Raw genomic sequence first — 17664 nt, forward strand, 5'->3', positions numbered from 1 at the left:
GTCCTAACATAGAGGATAATGAAGATCATAACAGAGGGGTTATGGTCTTCATTTTTATGTATTGTGAATAGATAATACGAGGTGAAGTTCATATAGCAATTAGGCCAAAGTCTTGCAGCTTAGTATCCATAATGTGCAACTTAGGAAGATTCATTGGAATCTTCCTTTTTCTTTTGCTATAGTCGTTTACATGATAAGAAAGAATTAAGGGTGGAGGAGAACGTATGAAAGAGGTAGAAGAAAGGAAACGAAAAAGACGTAAGAAAAAAAGGGGTAAAATAGTCTTAAGCATCATCGGTTTGCTGCTTCTTATTGGATTTGGTATTGTAAGTTACAGCATAGGTAATCAGGTTGCTGATGGCCTGGTTTATTTGAATAAAGGCAACGATACAGATAGTAACAGTCACAAGCAGCTTGCATTATGGGAATATGATACAGAGGGGTTTAAAAAACAATATGCAGGTGAGAAAAGTACTTTAACAGCAGATGATGGGTATAAGATACCCATGGTCACGTATGATGCTGACAATGAAAAAGATAATCACACCGTCATTTTGGTCCATGGCCTTGGCGGGAATTATGTAAGTGTATTTCCACAAGCTGAAATGTATCTCAATGAGGGATGGAATGTCATTGCATATGATCAAAGAGGAGGAGGGGAGTCATCCTCTGACCAGATAACCTTTGGCTATGATGAAAAAAGAGACTTAAAAGCCATTGTTGAACATGTGAAGGGACACATTGACAATAAAAAAATAGTGATTCACGGTTTCTCTATGGGAGCAGTCACCACAGGAATCTATGCAGCTACAGAACACGCGGCTGATGTTGTAGATGCGGTTATTCTAGATTCTGCATTTGACAGCATGGAAAGTGTGTTTCGAGCAGTATGGAAGACCATGGATATACCATTACCCACTGATTATGTGGTTTGGTGCGGTGACCTGGTGTTGAGGATGAAATATGGTTTTGGCTTTGAGGATGCCAGTGTGGTATCCGCCATGAAGAAGTGTCAGGTACCTGCCATGATTATTCAAGGGGAACAGGACGATGTCTCCACGGTAGCCATGGGTGAAGCTATTTTCCATAGCATCCCAGATGAGAGAAAAGTATATTGGTTAAATGATTCAAAACATGTTGAAGCCTTCATGGATTATCCTGTACAATATAAAGAGAAAGTTTTAGCATTTATTCATCATAAGGATCAATAGCAGGTGTTTTGCACCCTCTTGATGCTTTATGATACAGGTGGTGACCTATGAAATTACGACTCTATCAGGATAAAACTTTAAAACAAGACCATGTGGATATTCATTACCGTATGATGACACCCATACTCAAAAAGGTGATTGGTGTATTAGAAGGTGCCCATACAGTTTTGCATCTTTATGGAAAAACAAATAAAGACGAGCAGGTATTAATAAAAATCAGTGATATTTATTATTTTGACTATGTGGATAGGCGTACTTTTGCTTATCTTAGAGACGAAATGTACCAAGTACAAGAGAGCTTAGCAAAATTAGAGGTTCATTTGGCAGACGAAGGATTTGTACGGATTAATAAATCCAATGTGGTGAACATCCACCATATTCAAGCCATCAAACCAGAGGTCAATATGCGGGTAAAAGCCATCATGGAGAATGAAGAATGTCTTATTATCAATAGAAGCTATAAAGCCAATTTTAAAAGCTATCTTGAAGAAAGGCGTCATGTCCTATGAAAAAAAAGAACCTGTCTGAAATACTTATTGTTATTTGTATCACGTATACCATTCTCTCCCTCTTTAATGCAGGTCTGAACCTAGCACTAGGAAGAGAAAGTATTCATGCTGTCAATTCATTTAGGATGATTCTATGGACCAGTCTTGGGGTAGGTATCATCTATACCCATCACTATTTTCAACGCTTATCCCCTTTAGTTATGATGATGATACAATATGTTATAGCAATGGGTATTATCATGGCAAGCAGTTTTATAGAAACACGATTCTCACCGATCCATCCTCATGGTTATCGGGATGCGTTTCTTAGCTTCACCATTCCATATATTATCGGTGCCGGTATTCATTATATATGGGTCATACGAGAAGCCAGGAGGCAAAATACATTGCTCCAAGAGATAAGGAAGAAAGGTAACATAGAATCTCACAATGGCTAACCCATCCAAGGATAAATGAGAGTTATCTCATTTATCCTTGACTTATGTTACGAAGTAGATTAGAATAAATGAGAAGAGTCTCATTTATAGGAGGTGACTTATGCCAAAAGTTAGTCCTGAATACATGAAAAAGAAGAAAGAACTTATCATAGATGCCACATATAACGTGTTTCAGCATAAACCATTGTATGAGATATCCATGCTTGATATTGTACGAGAAGCTGGGTTAAGTAAAGGGGGTATATACCGTTATTACAAGGATGTGGATGAGGTTCTAATTGGTATGATTAATCGTGAGTCGGCGAAGCATCCTTACAAGGACAACATTGATGACATGTTACGTGATACAGATAACTCGGATGATACCATTAAGGCAATTCTTGTCTTTTTGGGTGCATACATCCAAGAACATATCTTAGTGCTTGGGAAAATACAATTTGAGCTCACAGTATTACTGGCCAATCACCCAGAGAAAACAGAGAAATACATGCATCAACTTGTGGAACAAAATAATGGTCAATACCTGATGAAAACGCTCCATGATTATATAAAAAAAGGTATCGTAGATGGTATCTATACACCAAGCTATTCTGTACAAGATCTCTATACCTATATCAGTACTTTTATTAATGGATTAATTAGAGATATGGTATTAAGCAAGTGTTATGGTGCCTATGACGGCAAAATAGATGCTGTGCAGATGATGGGGATATTTGCTCAATCCCTTTTAGGTATGCTAAAGACTACATCATTGAGGAAGGATTAAATGGATGGGAGGGAATAAGATGAAGCAGACCGTTGTTATTCGTGAAATGGAAGCATGTCATATGGATTGCAGCTATACATTAGATCTTATTCATCATGAGGTTAAGTACTGTCAAGGGTGCTGGAACTGTTGGCTTAAGACACCGGGAAGATGTGTGTATAAAGACTTGGATACGTTCTACAACCGTTATGTAGCAGCTGATGAAGTTGTTATTCTAGCTAAGGTGGTAAAAGGTTTTGTGAGTGCCAATATGAAATCGCTTTTTGACCGGATGATTCCATTATTTCTACCTTATGTAGATGTATCCACAGGAGAGTCACGGCATATACCCAGGTATCCTAAATACCCAGATATTAAGTTCTATTATGAGGGCAGCTTTATAACAGATGAGGGCAAGCAGGTATTTGAGGCCTACATCTATCGTACATTTGATCAATTTGCTTCAAAACAGATCACCGTTAAACCGATAGAATCCATCTAAGGGGTTAAGGAGGCATAGATTATGGAGACAATTATTCTTAACGGGTCACCAAGAGGAAATAATGGGAACAGTGAAATTTTTATACGGCAATTTCTAAAAGGTATGAGAACCCATTGTGATGTAAAGTATATGAACAAAGAGAATCCAGAGGAACTGGCTTCACATGTTAAGAAATATGATACAATCATCATGGTCCTGCCCTTATATATTCACAGTATGCCTGGTATGGTAATGCGCTTCATCGAGCATTTAGAACCCAGTGCTGTTCATTCAAAGCAAGCCATAGGTTTTATCCTGCAATGTGGTTTTACAGAATCGTCCCAATGTAAATATGTAGAACGCTATTTTTCATGTCTTGCTAAGGAGCTCAATCGAACCTATCTGGGAACAGTCATAAAAGGGGAAGCAGCAGGTGTCTATATGCTGCCTAAGTTCATGACGAAAAAGCTCTTTACTTTACTTAATCAGCTAGGGGAAATGTATGATCAAACCCATACGTTTGATAGACGTGTTATGGAAAAATTGCAACAACCTTATGTACTAACCGGTTTTACCCTTAAGTTTATGCAATTTACCACGAAACTAGGCGCAAACAAAATCATGTGGCATCGGTTTTTGAAAAAGAATGATGCTTTCCATAAAAAGTTAGACCAGCCATTTGCTTGAGTAGATTCATGCAACACTGAAGGAGTTTAGAGGATGGATTATACACGATTAATAGAAGATACCATTGACTATATTGAAGAACACCTTGAAGACGTGTTAACATTGGATGTACTATCCCAAAAAGTATACTTGTCAAAGTATTACTTTCACAGGGTATTCTCAGCAGTGATAGGTTGTTCATTAAATAAGTATATGACGAAAAGACGACTAAATAGAGCCCTTGTCTATGTCATGGAAACATCTGAGACCATGGTGGACATTGCATATCGCTTCCAGTTTGCTTCCCAAGGTTCCTTTACACGAGCTTTTAAAAACCACTACGGCTTACCACCTGGTCAAGTTAGGAAAGAAAAAATACAGTTGCCCATAGAACCTGTTCCTCACGTTCTAAAAAGGTGCCTGAAGAATTTTAACAGTGATATGGTGACGGATTTTAGTTTCACCCAGGATAAGGAACGTTTGTTAACAGGGTTTTACATGGATGTAGATCTCTCAGATGCCCAGATCCAAGAGAAAGTCAAAGCAAAAGCTAAACATTTTTTACAAGCCGTTAATTCTGTGGCTGATTACAATGCCTATGCTGTATATTTTCAGACCAAAGAACAGGCTAACAGAGAGCGCTTACGTACGTTCTTCGGTATTGATGTGCAATTAGAGAACCAACCATTTGATTGGTCAACCACTTATTTGCTACCTCGTATGCTCAATGCTAAGTTTCAATACACAGGGGACCTATTAAATATAGGGGATATTGTGGTGCGAGATTTAGGAAGGTGGTTAAACATTGCCAAAGTTAAAAAGGACGTTAAGGACATTTTATTTATACAAGCCTATGACCATGCATACCAAGACAACCAAGCATCCAGCATCTATTTACCCATACGTTTAATACCGCAAGACATGTGAAGAAAAATTGTGGTGTAACACCTATACTGAGAAAGAGAATGATTCCATGAGCAGTCTTTACTCGTATTCTCAATGAAAAAAGGAGGTTACACCATGAAAATTGTGGCATATAACGGTAGTCCAAAAGGGAAAAACAGCGCCACTCATATGATGCTGAATGAAGTCCTAAAAGGTGCCAAAGAGGAGGGGGCAGAAGTTGTTAACTACACACTCTCAGAGAAGACCATACACCATTGTAAAGGATGTCTTCATTGCTGGTATGTGGAAAAAAATAAATGTGTATTAAAGGATGATATGGAAGAAGCTATAGCTCACTTTGAGGACATGGATATACTGATTCTAGGCACACCCCTATATTTTGATAACGTTTCAGGCATGCTAAAGGTATTTTTAGATCGCTGCATTGCTTATGGCAGTTATTTTATTGAAAAAGATTCACATGGGGAGAGCAAACACGTGGATGCCTTTAAAGAAAAGCATCACGGTAAGCAGGCCCCAAGAATCGTAGTCATCAGTAATGGTGGGTTTGCTGAGCACAGTCAATTCAAAGCATTAGACTATATGATGGACCGTATGGCAAGGAACATGAGTACAGAAGTAGTAGCTAAGATCTTTCGAGGGCAAGGGCCCTTATTGATGTTGGGCCATGAACAGCTTAAACCAATGATTGACCAGTATAAGCTTGTGTTACAGCAAGCAGGTAGAGAAATTGCAGCCCAATGGGGTATTGATCCTAAGACGCAATTACAACTTGATGAGCCCCTAATACCCGTGGAGCAATACAACCAACAAATCAATAATCGTGCCTTTACATGAACCGTTTCCATTAAAAATCTCGCTGCCCAGCGAGATTTTTTAGTATATGAAATCCCCACCAGATGCATACACAAGGTATGAAAATACTGAGCGGAAATAGTGAAGGGGAATCTGGAGCAACGACCCACTGGCCCATCTATTTTTTGTGGGAAAATAAGCAAATATAACCTTTTTTACCCATGAATACAGGTAGAAACAGGGTTTACTTCACATAAACTTCACATACCCTTTCTATAATGACCGTAAGTTCTTAGAGGACTAAGACAGATATAGTGGAGGCATGCCAGGTGGAAAAAAGGATAAGGATATTGGTGTCGAGGGTCATTATAATGGGTATGCTAACCCGTTATTCATTAACGAATCCATATGACTCAAATCGCTGGTGTTATACAATGAGTAAACCATATCGATGGAAAGATCATCATCACCATAAAGATAGTTAGAAATGAGGTCATACGGATGTTAAATTATCATAATAGACCAGAGGATTTTGGTATGTCGTCCAAGAAGCTCTTGGAGTTTATTGAAACAACTGAAAAAGATGATGGGATTTCCCTAAAGACGTTTATGCTACTGCGGGAGAATCATGTGCTTACCCAATTTAGTAAAGAACCTTATTCACTGAATGATCAACACCTTTTATTTTCCATGACAAAATTTATCACTTCTTTAGGTGCTTGTATTGCTGTAGATAAAGGTTATCTAAAATGGGATGATTTGGTTATAAGCTATTATCCTGAAGAGCTTCCCAGGTCTTATAACAATGACTTTAGTCAAATAAGTCTTAAAGACTTGCTGCTGGTCTGCGCACATCATCAGACAAATGGTTATCATATGATATTTCTCAAAAAAAGTTGGCCAAAATTATTTTTAGCCCAGGAATTTATACATAAGCCAGGTATTTATAATCGTTATAACACCCATTGCGCTCATATCTTATCAGCCATTATTGAAAGAGCAACCTCACAAAGCTTGCTGGATTTTCTGAATAAGCATCTGTTCCAACCTCTAGATATTCCAAAACCACAGTGGGAGACCAGTCCATCTGGTGTTACAGCTGGTGGCATGGGGCTAAGTTTGACAACGGATGCCATGGCTAAGATTGGTATCATGATATTAAATAAAGGTCTTTACCAAGGGAAGAAAATTATTGCTGAATACAATATGCATGCGGCTATATGGCTATACATGTATAAACATATAGAAGAAGATCAGGATCGAGGATTAAACACAGGTATGCATCAAGATGAACACTTACATCTGCGTATCGATAATTGTTATAGACTGGATGGTGATTTTGGTCAAGTTTGCCTTATTATACCGGATAAAAAACTCATTGTCATTGCAACGTCAAGGCAGACCAATGCAGATGTGCTCATAAAATATATATATCGATATATCGTGCATCCACTTGCTGCCAACACCCATCAAGATGATTATGAAGTATTAGATAAAAAATTAAAGACATTACGCTATAGCCTATGTCGGCCAAGCCTGGTTTATCTACCGGAAAAAATGCCTGAACTACATAAGCGAAGCTACCTTCTAAAAGATAATCCCAATGATATGGTAAAATTAGTTTTTACGAAAGAAGGTTGCCAATATAAATTGCTAATTAAGAATCAATATGATCAGGATTATACGGTCCAATTTGATTATGCACATCAAGTAAAGTCGGATGGCGTCTTTATTAAAGACATTCAATGTCATGAACAGACCTATATTTCCTATGCAAGATGGGAAAGTCCATATCGGCTTATGGTACAAGTTATCTATTTGGAAACACCTTATGAAGTGACATATGGATTTTTGTTCAAAGATGATAAAATCGAGATGTTATTTCATATTAATACATCTTTTACACTAAAAAGCTGTACGGTAGAAGGTTATTTGGATATGTCAAAGCAGATAAAAAGTATAAAACTTAGATAGTAAAGGGGCTGTTAGAAAATCATCTCATGATACTATCTAGGAAGATATACACGGTTATGCTTAAAGCGAAGCCATGGATGGCCAAGCGCAAACCCCTGTTCAAGCAACATTAACCTGTTGCTAAACATGGACGATTAGGGGTTTGCAAAGCATAATCGTGTATATCTTCTTAGACCATTAGGTATCATAAAATGTATTTTCTGACAGCCCCTAATCTATACACGTCATACCAATAAAATCCAAGATAACAAAATAGGAATAAATGTTAGTTATAGAAGAAAAACGCATTTTTTCCTTCACGTTTAGCATGGTACATGGCTTGATCGGCATAATTAATTAACTGTTCCCGGTCTTTAGCGTCTGATGGATAAATGGATATACCAATACTTACACCCATATGTATGGTATCATTTGATGGTAAAATGATGGGCTTGTTAATGGTTTCAATGATGGTCGTTGCCATTTTAGACGATTCCCGTTGTACCTTAAATGGCATGATGATAAGAAACTCATCACCACCAATGCGATAAGTACATAGACCTTCTAGGGCGGTTAATCGCTTACTGATTTTTTGTAAGACATAATCGCCAGCTTTATGACCATGTTGATCATTCACGGATTTAAAACCATCAAGATCAAGATAAAAAACCGCAAATTTCTTGGAAGCTTTAAAGGTATCAAAATCCATGTTGAACTGCCTTCTGTTTAATAAGCCTGTTAGCTCATCGTGGTGGGCCATGTAGGTACTTTTCTGAATATCTTTCACGTACTTGGTTACATCGTTAACAAAACATAAAACTTCATCAACTTTTTGATGGATTTCATTGGGTTGGTCTGGGATAATGATGACTTCATAACAGATATCATTTTCCTCAAATTCGAAGCTGACTTTCTTATTAGCAAAGGCTTCATGAATATAAGGGGTAGCTGTGGTAATAAAAGTTTCGCTATAGAGCATGTGTATGGGTCGAGGTTCCTTATCCACGCCAATATAATGGTCTTCTGTGACCAAACGCCCTTCGTTAAAGGAAACCATCAGTTGGTCATCATGGCCGATAATCAATCGGAATATGTAGTCAGGTACATTGGTGATGGCATTTTTAAACTCTTCCACAGCCTTTAAACGCTGTTGTTCACGACGTAATAAGATATCGGATTTTCTAGCTTCCTTTCTAACGACCCATGATATGACTAAACTTATAAGTAAACTTATGATAATGATAGCAATGATGATGGGTAAGGTAATGGTCTGGAAATAGGACGTACTCATCAACGTACATATAGCGATATTATCATCTAAAGCTGTAAAGCTTAACTTATAAGGCTTACCTCTGTGCATCACATCCATGTATCGAATATCATCAAGATTCTCTAAAGAAGGCTGACGAATATTAAAAGCAATAAACTCTTGATTGGTTAAGTTGCCATAAGTTACAATAGGCTCTATACGGGTGTTACTATTATTCTGGATATAGGATCGCCAATTGTGCATATCAATGATGCCAAATTTCTTAATGGATTTTATTTTATGACGATATTCGTCTAATAAGTTATCTAAGCGATTGGTGCTGCTAAGACTATAGGATTCTTCAGATGTGACAGCATTGATGATGTAGTTCTGTTCCCTATTAAAATAATAGGCATATTTATAATAATTCTTAACACCTTTTGTTTTATAATCAACATAAGAATAGGATTTTGGTCCTACCCAAAAATTATTAATGGCCACACCTTTTGAAAGGGTCACAGTGCCCTTTTTATAAAGCTGTAAAAAAGCTTCATTCCAGAATCCCCAACTGGTTGTTTTAATACCAATTTCTTCAGGATGGGTGGAACGGGCGATGGTAATCTCGTCTTTTTCATCTTTGTTAAAGATAGAAAGATGTGTAAGATTGTATTTATCCCGATAATGATATAACACGTTACTGGTGATTTTATTCAGAGGAACATCTATGAATTCTTGGCCAATACCCATTAATTTAATATAAAGCTCATCTTCTTCCTCCCGTTCTTCTTGATTGGCTATGCGGTAATTTTCTTCAATGGATACTTTTATGGTTGATGTAAACATGTTCATTAATTCATCTTGTTTGGCAATAATATTTTGCATCATGAGTACATAGGTTGTTACAAAAGTGGTTAGGATAATAATGAAAAAGATGAGGATTTGCTTCATTAATTTTGTCTTCACGATATGTGAAAGATACATCATACATTCCTCCTGCAAGAAGTAGTGATATAGACCTTATATGCGATATTATTATATCATATATTGTATTTTATTAATATAGATATTGTGTTAAATATGCCATAACACAACAAGGGGTTTAGATACTGTAGGTACGGCATATGTCATACAGATCAAAAATATGAAGAAGTTGTGTAACATACTATGGAAGTGACTGGAAAAGTGTTATAATAGAATCCTATATAAAGCTTGTTGATGTTAACGGAAACTATAAGTAAGTTAGCGTTAACTCACAGTCATTAAACCATGAATTATATTGGAGGGTACTGCATGCGTTTAGAGAATAAAGAAATGATTCAACAATATTTGAATACATATCATGAAGTGAAATCAGCTCTACGAAAAGAGATTTCCAATGAAACCATTAAAATCGTAGCACTACTTTATACCATCTCAAATCGGCCATTTCAAGATGAATTGTTTCAAGAAATTAGTGCCCGTATTAAGAGCAAGGTTGATTTTTCTGATTTGAATGGTGAGTTGCGCTATATACTATCAACCATCATCATACTCAAATACGATTACCCTTTTACCAAAATTAATCTTCTTTTTAGTAATCTTCAAATTGTCGATGAATTTGACCTCTATGTGAACCATCGGCTTTTTATCGCTTTTATGTTATTGGACGAAAGCAATGTCAAAAAGCGTCTGCAAGCAGCCAGTAATATTTTCTATGATATGCAAGACCATCATGCCTTCATTACAGGAGAAGAAGACTATGCTTTGTCCATTCTGCTTTCAGGATTAGATGATTCAAATGAAAATCTTATGAACCAGGTGGAGTACTATTACAAGCAGTTAGCCAAAGATTGCTTTAAAAGGGGGAATGCACTCCAACTTCTATCCCATGTCCTTACATTAATGCAATTAGATAATAAAGACGACGCCATTAAAACTTGTATATTTATGTATAAACGTATGCGCCATGAAGGGTTAAAGGTAAAAGGTGTTATGATGGGTCTATTTGGTCTTATCAGTGCTGTGATTAACTTTAATGATAATGATGCGGAGCTTTTTATCACCGAGTTCAAAGAGATCTATCAGTTCATGGGCAATACCAAATTCTTCAAAAAAAATAAAGTATATAATATGATTATTGCTATCCTTATTATGTTAGGTATTCATGATAAAAATCAACATACTTGTTATGTCATTGGACAAGGGAATAAACAAATAAGTTTAGATTATGCTTTAGTTGCGGCCATTCTTATTGAAGGTATTCTTTATTAGCTATACGGAAAATATTAGAAAAGCAAAGTGGCTCTTGATTTTTTTTTCATTATCATGTAAAATTTGTGTGAAATTAAATGTAATTACATATATCCCGTATAAATCTGGAAATAGGGTCCAGACGTTTCTACAAACTGCCGTAAACAGTTACAGGCTACGTGATTATTAGTGTATGAGTGTGCTTTGCCGTAAACCATAATCTGTTAATAAATCTCTATGGATTATCTTATCTATTGCTAATGGTCACAGCAATAGCTTAATGGCGTATAGCATGCATTTTATCATATGATTAATAACCTTGCCTGTATTGGTAAGGTTTTTTTGTATGATGATGCCAAGTATGCGAATGCTTGAGACAATTGAGAGGAAGACTTGTACATGGAATATTTAAAGGACAGAATAAGGAAAGATGGTCGAGTAGAAGGTAAGGATATATTGAAAGTGGATTCTTTTCTCAATCACCAAATAGATGTAGCATTAATGAATGCTATAGGGGAAGAGTTTTATCAGCGGTTTAAGGATCATGGTGTAACAAAGATACTTACTATTGAAGCATCAGGCATTGCCATAGCAGCTATTGTGGCTCAGTATTTTAAAGTGCCCATGGTCTTTGCAAAAAAGACAGAATCACGTAACTTAGATGCAGAAACCTACGAGAGCAGCGTGTACTCCTTTACAAAAGATAAAACCTACAAAATTAGGGTATCCAAAAAATATATCCAAGAAACGGACCGTATTCTGATTGTGGATGATTTTTTAGCCAATGGTAAAGCAGCTAATGGACTCATTGATATCGTTGAGCAATCTGGTGCTACTCACTGCGGTGTGGGTATTGTCATTGAAAAAGGGTTTCAAGATGGCGGAAAAATATTAAGAAACAAAGGTGTGAATGTCCAATCACTTGCTATTATCGACCGTTTTGAAAATCAGAAAGTTATCTTTGCTTAAAAGTCGTTGATTGACATAATATGGGGCTGACTCCTAATAGAATTATACTGGTATAAGTCATTGTTGATGATAATACATGACCATATTAGCTAAAATTGTTTGAAATAGAAGGCTAATACCCATTGAGCATAAAAGGTATTAGCCTTACCATAAGGCGCATCAAGAAAAGTGACATAACATAATCTGAATTTAATTTGAGGTTATGGAATAGTCACTTTTTATGTGTGAATATATATAAAATTTAAGATCAAAAATGTTGAAATATTATAGAATGTGTTATATATTTATTATATGTAAAAAAGGACTTAAACCTTTATAGGGTTAGGAAGAAAAGTTTATAAGGGTAGTTATATTGTATCATTGAAGGGTTAACAAATGGTTAACTTGTCTTATCTATGATATAATATAAAATATAGGATAAAAGGTGTGTATGTCTTAGACAACGTATAATATTCATACCAAGAGTAAAGAAGGGGTAGTTATGGAAAATACGGTTTTAATTATAGAAGATGAAGCGATTATGAGAGAATTGATAGCGGTTGCCTTTAGAGATTATGGTTACCATGTCCTTGAAGCTGCAGATGGACTTGAAGCATTAGAAATATTCGATGAAAACCATATCGATTTGGTGTTGCTGGATATTGTTATGCCCAAATTGGACGGATGGTCCGTATGCAGAAGAATAAGGTCTAAATCAGATGTCGCCATTATTATGCTGACATCACGAGATGATGATGAAGATCAATTATTAGGATTTGAGTTAGGAGTAGATGAATATGTCATTAAACCCATTAATATCCAAGTACTCCTAGCTCGAAGCAATCGGCTCTTAGAAAGACTGGCCACGACAGATGACAAACTCAAAAATATTATTCAAAAATCGGGAATTACCATTGATAAGGATGCATATTCTGTAAGAGTGGACAATATAAAAGTTGATTTTGCGCCAAAAGAATATGAATTGCTTCTATATCTTGTGGAAAATGAAGGGCGTGTGTTAACAAGAGAAAAAATATTAGATACCATATGGGGGTACGATTATTTTGGGGATTACCGGGTTGTGGATACCCATATCAAAAAGATTCGGAAGAAATTGAAAGATAAATCCACTTACATAAGAACCGTTGTTAGGGCAGGTTACAAATTTGACACAAATTAATAAAACCCCTTGTGGAAGCTAACTGAATATGAGATACTAGAAAAAAGTGGTATTCAGTGGTTCTTGAATACATACAGAAAATTTTCTGGATAGAGAGAAAGGATTATAGCACCCTATGAAGATTAAACTGGATTATGGGTATATGAAAAAGATAAAATATATAACCCTTGGCTTTGTCATTATCTATATCATATACCTTGTCATAACAGAAATTGGCGATGTTATGGATGGTCTCTCCTCTGCTTTTTCTATTACTGTTAAGACGTTATCGCCCTTTTTATGGGGATTAGTTATTGCATATCTGCTTAACCCATTAGTTCGCTATTTTGAACGCATCATAGGAAAAATACGTATAGGTAAAAAATGGAGTAGGAATCATCCTAAACAAAGAAGAGCCATTATCAGAGGATTAAGTCTTGTCATAACCCTTGCGTTTATTATCGCGGTTATTGTTTTATTGTTTAATAGTGTCTTTGTGATGATTAATGGTAGTTTTCAAAAATTTGAATTCACCTCATTTCTTGAAGAGATTACAACCCGATTTGCAAATTATACCAAGGAATTAGAAGGGTTAGAAGGAAAACTTGAGATGATGGGATTGACAGCTAATATATCCCAAGCTATTGAAGACCTTTTAGGTAATTTGGTCACACAGATTCAGACCATCCTCGGTAGTTTAACCAACCGTCTTACCACCATTGGCCGTTATATCATTGATATTTCCTTTGGTTTTGTCTTTGCTTTTAACTTTATTATGAACCGTGAATATTTTAATGGTCTAGTTGAGAATGCTTTAAGGCTCTTATTCAACAATAAAAAGAAGAATAGCTTAAAAGAAATAGCTGGAGAAATCAATGTGGTTTTCCTAAGTTTTATTCGGGGTAAAATCATTGACTTAACGCTACTAAGTTTAGTAACGGTACTATCCTTAGTGATTATTAATTTTAAATATGCATTTATTGTAGGTACTTTTGCAGGTTATACCAATATTATTCCTTATCTTGGTACATGGATTGGTATTGTTCCAGCTGTCATCATTGCTCTCGTTACAGGTACTTGGCAGCAGGCTGTATTTGTGGGTCTATACATTGTTGTTATCCAACAAATCTACTACATCATCGTCAGTCCTAGGATTCAAGGGAAAAGTGTTGGGATGCACCCCGTATTTATACTCCTTGCCATGTTTGTATTTACCAAATTCTTTGGTATTATGGGTATGATTTTATCCATCCCAATGGGTGGTATTGTGAAGATATTCTTAAATAGATGGGTTAAGAAACGACAGGAGCGCAAAAGCATTAAACTGATTCAGTTAGAAAAAACATAATTGCAATTGAGACAAAAAGAGGATACAATATAGGTTAGGGGTTCTTACACAAACAAAGCTTAGAAAAGAGAACAATACAATAATAGCAATGACGCTGGCTTAATATGGAGGGCTTGTGAATGTATAAGAATTATGTATTTAACCTATATGGCACATTAATTGATATTAAAACCAATGAAGAAAAAAGTGAGATTTGGGAGAAATTAGCGATTTACTTGGGGTATAATAGTGCGCACTATGATAATCAGGAATTAAAAGAGAGTTTCGACAAAATTGTTAAGAAACTCATTAAGAAAAACGATCATTATGAATGTCCAGATTATCAAATTGAGGATGTATTTTTTAAACTTTACAAGGACAAGGGTGTAAAGCCAAAGAAAAAGGCAAAATTTGCTGCTAAAACCTTTCGGTTATTATCCACGGATTCTATTAAGCTCTATGATGGTGTTCTTGATGTCATGGAACAATTAAAAGCCCAGGATAAGAAAATCTATCTTTTATCCAATGCACAGAAAGCCTTTGCTAATTCAGAAATGAAATATCTAGGCATTAAAAAATTGTTCGACGGTATTTGCATATCATCCGATGTAGGTATTCGTAAACCGGATACAAAATTCTACGAATACTTCTTTGAAAAGTATGATATTAGACCAGAAGAAACAATCTTTGTTGGAAACGATGCTATTGACTTAAAAGGTGCAAGCAATATGGGCATAGATTCCATGTATATTCACACCAATTTATCACAAGGTAATGCGGAAGATGTACCATCTAAATACAAAATATTGGATGGGGATATACGAAAACTTTGTGATATAATAAAGTAGACGCATTCAATCACATAGTAAGCAGTTATGCAGCATGTATAGCGATATAGTACCATTAAAAAAATTGGGTAGGTGATGGATCATGAAAAAACTTTATAAATCCAGAACGGACAGAAAAATTAATGGTGTGTGTGGAGGCATTGCGAGATACTTAGATGTTGACTCTACAATTGTTCGTGTTATATTTGGAATTGGTATCTTATTTGGATTTGCAGGTTTATGGGCATATCTCATTTGTTTGTTAATTATGCCAGAAGAACCCATAGCGTAACACATATCAAAAGACAAATAGGGCTGTATCCTGCATATTTTATTGTAAAATATGTAAGGTACAGCCCTTCATGCGTATTAGACACCTTTACAACCCGGTCTTATACCAAAATCCCTATCATAGTCCATGATAGCAAAAGAGAGTTCTTCAAAATGTTCTTTTTCTTCAGTAGTAATTTCTGTGTATACCTCAAAAACATCTCGATATTTACCATGTTTCACTACATCTTCATAGAGAATAATCGCTTCAAGTTCCCCTTTAATATCGCTGCGTATAGCACCTGGAATGTTTATTTTGGTGGCTGATTTTAAGGAATAGCAGTTTGTAAAATCAATATTGATATGTCCCTTTGTCTCTTCATAAAGTTTTAACTGCACAGGATCATATTTCCGAAGTAATTCAGAAAACATGGAGAAATGCCTTATTTCCTCATCACGAATATGCTTCCATAATTTAACCATTGGAGGACAGGATGTATTATTAATATGATAGTTGTATTGATTAATGGCTACAATCTCGGAAATGAGGGATTCACGAATAAAATTAGTAATCTTAGAGGGTATACCTTGAGGCTGACCTTCAGTTGTATAACTCATAGCGGACACCTACTTTTTTGTATGTTCAATTAAGTGTATTCACATACCTGTTAAAATATGAGCATAATGCCCATTAGAAAAGGTATTCCTGTATTGACTCCTGTAGCATGATAAAGTACAATGGATATGGAGTTGAATGCTTAATAAACCTAGCATAAAACAAGTCATAAGGGTTCATGTAAAGTGTGCAGCACAAAAGAGGAGGATATAAAATGAATAAAAAGAACAATGGTGTATGGGTAGATGGCATACAATCGGCGTTAGTAGCATTCTTAATCATGCTGGGTATATCACTGGTTTTATCCATTGCAATTAATTTTTCCATATATGAACGGTTTAATGAACTGATGTCAGGTACCTTAGGTGACTATAAAGGTGCTAACATCAGCAGTATTTTGAAAATAACCATTATGATATTTAACATGTCTTTGTTTAATGCAGTGGGTGAATTGCGACTAGGGATCATTGCACTGGCAGCTGTACCTGGTATTGCATTGTGGATCAGTAACAAACGGGTGAATGACAATGGTATATTAAATATCTATAAATTAAAAGTCTATGGTATAACAGCCATTGTACTTGCTATCCTGCAGTTTTTAATATCCTTTATTACAAAAGGTGAGTTGGTGGAAGGACTGAACATTAATTTTGCATCCTTACGTAATGGGATATCCACCATGATCATTATCTATCTTTTGCAATTGTTTGTGTTAATGAATACCAAATCCAAGGGAAAAACATTTGATGGTATTAAAGCTTTTCGTCATACCTATCGGACACTAGCCATTATAGGAGCTGTTATTGGCATATTGGCCATGGTCTTTGGTTTACAATCCTTACACGATGAGATTATTTTATTGCTGTTTGTCATTATTTTCGCATTACCTAATGTGGTGGTATATTCCTTCTATTATATGTCTGGATTAACCATGGCATTTAATGAAGAGCTACGAGGTGGGCTGAACTATCTAGGTATCGATCCTACATTCCAAAATATGGTCTATGTACGTTATGGTGCCGTACTTGTTTTCGTGATTGTTCTTGTAATTTTTACCCTTAGAATGAAAAAAGACGACTATTTCTACATCAATACATTTATCTATTCTGTTGTGACAGGGATATTCTTCGGTGTTCTTGGGTATTGTTCAAGTATTTATATGACAAACATACCTGCTGTTGGTAACATAGAATTTCGTGTCAGCCATTATTTCTTATCCGGTTTTATACCTTTTGCAGGTATATGGCTGATTGCAATCATCTATTATTTTGTAAAGAGAATGAAAACGATCATACAACAGTAACATCCTTTCATGAATAAATAGGCTATCCCATAA

At 35.8% G+C, this 17664-nt stretch carries 18 protein-coding genes and 1 riboswitch; of the genes, 16 read left to right on the plus strand and 2 right to left on the minus strand.

Annotation, left to right across the window (positions count from 1 at the left end; translation table 11 throughout):
- Positions 1-224 precede the first annotated feature (224 nt).
- From HZI73_RS03060 to HZI73_RS03100, 9 genes are all read left to right on the plus strand, one after another.
- Positions 225-1211, plus strand: coding sequence for an alpha/beta hydrolase (locus HZI73_RS03060; RefSeq protein ID WP_212696792.1), 987 nt, complete (start codon positions 225-227; stop codon positions 1209-1211).
- Between the two features lie 47 nt (positions 1212-1258).
- On the plus strand, positions 1259-1720 hold the full coding sequence (locus HZI73_RS03065) for a LytR/AlgR family response regulator transcription factor (protein ID WP_212696793.1): 462 nt from the start codon (positions 1259-1261) through the stop codon (positions 1718-1720).
- The gene (locus HZI73_RS03070; RefSeq protein WP_212696794.1) at positions 1717-2157 is read left to right on the plus strand and encodes a DUF6608 family protein; all 441 of its coding nucleotides are present in this window, start codon (positions 1717-1719) and stop codon (positions 2155-2157) included. Before HZI73_RS03065 ends, HZI73_RS03070 begins: the two co-directional genes overlap by 4 nt.
- Before the next feature lie 100 nt (positions 2158-2257).
- Positions 2258-2923 carry a TetR/AcrR family transcriptional regulator gene (locus HZI73_RS03075; protein ID WP_212696795.1) on the plus strand — a complete coding sequence of 222 codons (666 nt, stop codon included), beginning with the start codon at positions 2258-2260 and terminating at the stop codon, positions 2921-2923.
- Between the two features lie 19 nt (positions 2924-2942).
- Positions 2943-3404 carry a flavodoxin family protein gene (locus HZI73_RS03080; protein WP_212696796.1) on the plus strand — a complete coding sequence of 154 codons (462 nt, stop codon included), beginning with the start codon at positions 2943-2945 and terminating at the stop codon, positions 3402-3404.
- Between the two features lie 21 nt (positions 3405-3425).
- Positions 3426-4070, plus strand: a complete 645-nt coding sequence (locus tag HZI73_RS03085; RefSeq protein WP_212696797.1) for an NAD(P)H-dependent oxidoreductase — start codon at positions 3426-3428, stop codon at positions 4068-4070.
- 33 nt (positions 4071-4103) lie between these two features.
- Entirely contained in the window at positions 4104-4976 is an 873-nt protein-coding gene (locus HZI73_RS03090; RefSeq protein ID WP_212696798.1) for a helix-turn-helix transcriptional regulator, read from the plus strand.
- A gap of 93 nt (positions 4977-5069) precedes the next feature.
- A complete protein-coding gene (locus tag HZI73_RS03095) occupies positions 5070-5792 on the plus strand; it encodes a flavodoxin family protein (protein ID WP_212696799.1) in 723 nt (240 codons plus the stop codon).
- Positions 5793-6251: 459 nt separating this feature from the next.
- Positions 6252-7724: a serine hydrolase domain-containing protein gene (locus HZI73_RS03100; RefSeq protein WP_212696800.1), complete on the plus strand. Its 1473-nt coding sequence runs from the start codon at positions 6252-6254 to the stop codon at positions 7722-7724.
- 265 nt (positions 7725-7989) lie between these two features.
- Here the strand turns inward: HZI73_RS03100 and HZI73_RS03105 are convergent, their stop codons facing one another.
- Entirely contained in the window at positions 7990-9936 is a 1947-nt protein-coding gene (locus HZI73_RS03105; RefSeq protein ID WP_212696801.1) for a GGDEF domain-containing protein, read from the minus strand.
- Between the two features lie 306 nt (positions 9937-10242).
- Between HZI73_RS03105 and HZI73_RS03110 the strand changes: the two genes are divergently transcribed.
- The 6 genes from HZI73_RS03110 (at position 10243) to HZI73_RS03135 (ending at position 15734) form a co-directional block, all read left to right on the plus strand.
- Entirely contained in the window at positions 10243-11202 is a 960-nt protein-coding gene (locus tag HZI73_RS03110) for a DUF4003 family protein (RefSeq protein WP_212696802.1), read from the plus strand.
- Positions 11203-11276: 74 nt separating this feature from the next.
- Positions 11277-11379: riboswitch (purine riboswitch) on the plus strand.
- Positions 11380-11580: 201 nt separating this feature from the next.
- Entirely contained in the window at positions 11581-12150 is a 570-nt protein-coding gene (locus HZI73_RS03115; RefSeq protein WP_212696803.1) for a xanthine phosphoribosyltransferase, read from the plus strand.
- A 481-nt stretch (positions 12151-12631) separates the two neighbouring features.
- Positions 12632-13309, plus strand: coding sequence for a response regulator transcription factor (locus tag HZI73_RS03120; RefSeq protein WP_212696804.1), 678 nt, complete (start codon positions 12632-12634; stop codon positions 13307-13309).
- 115 nt (positions 13310-13424) lie between these two features.
- A complete protein-coding gene (locus HZI73_RS03125) occupies positions 13425-14636 on the plus strand; it encodes an AI-2E family transporter (RefSeq protein WP_212696805.1) in 1212 nt (403 codons plus the stop codon).
- Positions 14637-14755: 119 nt separating this feature from the next.
- Positions 14756-15463 (plus strand): HAD family hydrolase, encoded by a 708-nt coding sequence (locus HZI73_RS03130; protein ID WP_212696806.1) that lies wholly within the window; start codon positions 14756-14758, stop codon positions 15461-15463.
- Positions 15464-15545: 82 nt separating this feature from the next.
- Positions 15546-15734 carry a PspC domain-containing protein gene (locus HZI73_RS03135; RefSeq protein ID WP_212696807.1) on the plus strand — a complete coding sequence of 63 codons (189 nt, stop codon included), beginning with the start codon at positions 15546-15548 and terminating at the stop codon, positions 15732-15734.
- Positions 15735-15811: 77 nt separating this feature from the next.
- Here HZI73_RS03135 and HZI73_RS03140 read toward each other — a convergent pair whose 3' ends face one another.
- Positions 15812-16330, minus strand: a complete 519-nt coding sequence (locus tag HZI73_RS03140) for a ferritin family protein (protein ID WP_212696808.1) — start codon at positions 16328-16330, stop codon at positions 15812-15814.
- A gap of 212 nt (positions 16331-16542) precedes the next feature.
- On the opposite strand from HZI73_RS03140, the gene HZI73_RS03145 reads away from it, so the two are divergent.
- Positions 16543-17631, plus strand: coding sequence for a hypothetical protein (locus HZI73_RS03145; protein WP_212696809.1), 1089 nt, complete (start codon positions 16543-16545; stop codon positions 17629-17631).
- Positions 17632-17664: the final 33 nt, after the last annotated feature.

Origin of the sequence: Vallitalea pronyensis, from assembly GCF_018141445.1 — a bacterium.
GTDB classification, from domain to species: domain Bacteria; phylum Bacillota; class Clostridia; order Lachnospirales; family Vallitaleaceae; genus Vallitalea; species Vallitalea pronyensis.

Excerpts from the sequence above, each read along its gene's own strand:
- HZI73_RS03100 (WP_212696800.1), top strand. The coding sequence starts at position 6,252 with ATGTTAAATTATCATAATAGACCAGAGGATTTTGGTATGTCGTCCAAG.
- HZI73_RS03145 (WP_212696809.1), top strand. The coding sequence starts at position 16,543 with ATGAATAAAAAGAACAATGGTGTATGGGTAGATGGCATACAATCGGCG.
- HZI73_RS03140 (WP_212696808.1), bottom strand. The coding sequence starts at position 16,330 with ATGAGTTATACAACTGAAGGTCAGCCTCAAGGTATACCCTCTAAGATT.
- HZI73_RS03120 (WP_212696804.1), top strand. The coding sequence starts at position 12,632 with ATGGAAAATACGGTTTTAATTATAGAAGATGAAGCGATTATGAGAGAA.
- HZI73_RS03065 (WP_212696793.1), top strand. The coding sequence starts at position 1,259 with ATGAAATTACGACTCTATCAGGATAAAACTTTAAAACAAGACCATGTG.
- HZI73_RS03125 (WP_212696805.1), top strand. The coding sequence starts at position 13,425 with ATGAAGATTAAACTGGATTATGGGTATATGAAAAAGATAAAATATATA.
- HZI73_RS03110 (WP_212696802.1), top strand. The coding sequence starts at position 10,243 with ATGCGTTTAGAGAATAAAGAAATGATTCAACAATATTTGAATACATAT.
- HZI73_RS03095 (WP_212696799.1), top strand. The coding sequence starts at position 5,070 with ATGAAAATTGTGGCATATAACGGTAGTCCAAAAGGGAAAAACAGCGCC.
- HZI73_RS03090 (WP_212696798.1), top strand. The coding sequence starts at position 4,104 with ATGGATTATACACGATTAATAGAAGATACCATTGACTATATTGAAGAA.
- HZI73_RS03115 (WP_212696803.1), top strand. The coding sequence starts at position 11,581 with ATGGAATATTTAAAGGACAGAATAAGGAAAGATGGTCGAGTAGAAGGT.
- HZI73_RS03060 (WP_212696792.1), top strand. The coding sequence starts at position 225 with ATGAAAGAGGTAGAAGAAAGGAAACGAAAAAGACGTAAGAAAAAAAGG.
- HZI73_RS03080 (WP_212696796.1), top strand. The coding sequence starts at position 2,943 with ATGAAGCAGACCGTTGTTATTCGTGAAATGGAAGCATGTCATATGGAT.
- HZI73_RS03105 (WP_212696801.1), bottom strand. The coding sequence starts at position 9,936 with ATGATGTATCTTTCACATATCGTGAAGACAAAATTAATGAAGCAAATC.
- HZI73_RS03130 (WP_212696806.1), top strand. The coding sequence starts at position 14,756 with ATGTATAAGAATTATGTATTTAACCTATATGGCACATTAATTGATATT.
- HZI73_RS03070 (WP_212696794.1), top strand. The coding sequence starts at position 1,717 with ATGAAAAAAAAGAACCTGTCTGAAATACTTATTGTTATTTGTATCACG.
- HZI73_RS03085 (WP_212696797.1), top strand. The coding sequence starts at position 3,426 with ATGGAGACAATTATTCTTAACGGGTCACCAAGAGGAAATAATGGGAAC.
- HZI73_RS03135 (WP_212696807.1), top strand. The coding sequence starts at position 15,546 with ATGAAAAAACTTTATAAATCCAGAACGGACAGAAAAATTAATGGTGTG.
- HZI73_RS03075 (WP_212696795.1), top strand. The coding sequence starts at position 2,258 with ATGCCAAAAGTTAGTCCTGAATACATGAAAAAGAAGAAAGAACTTATC.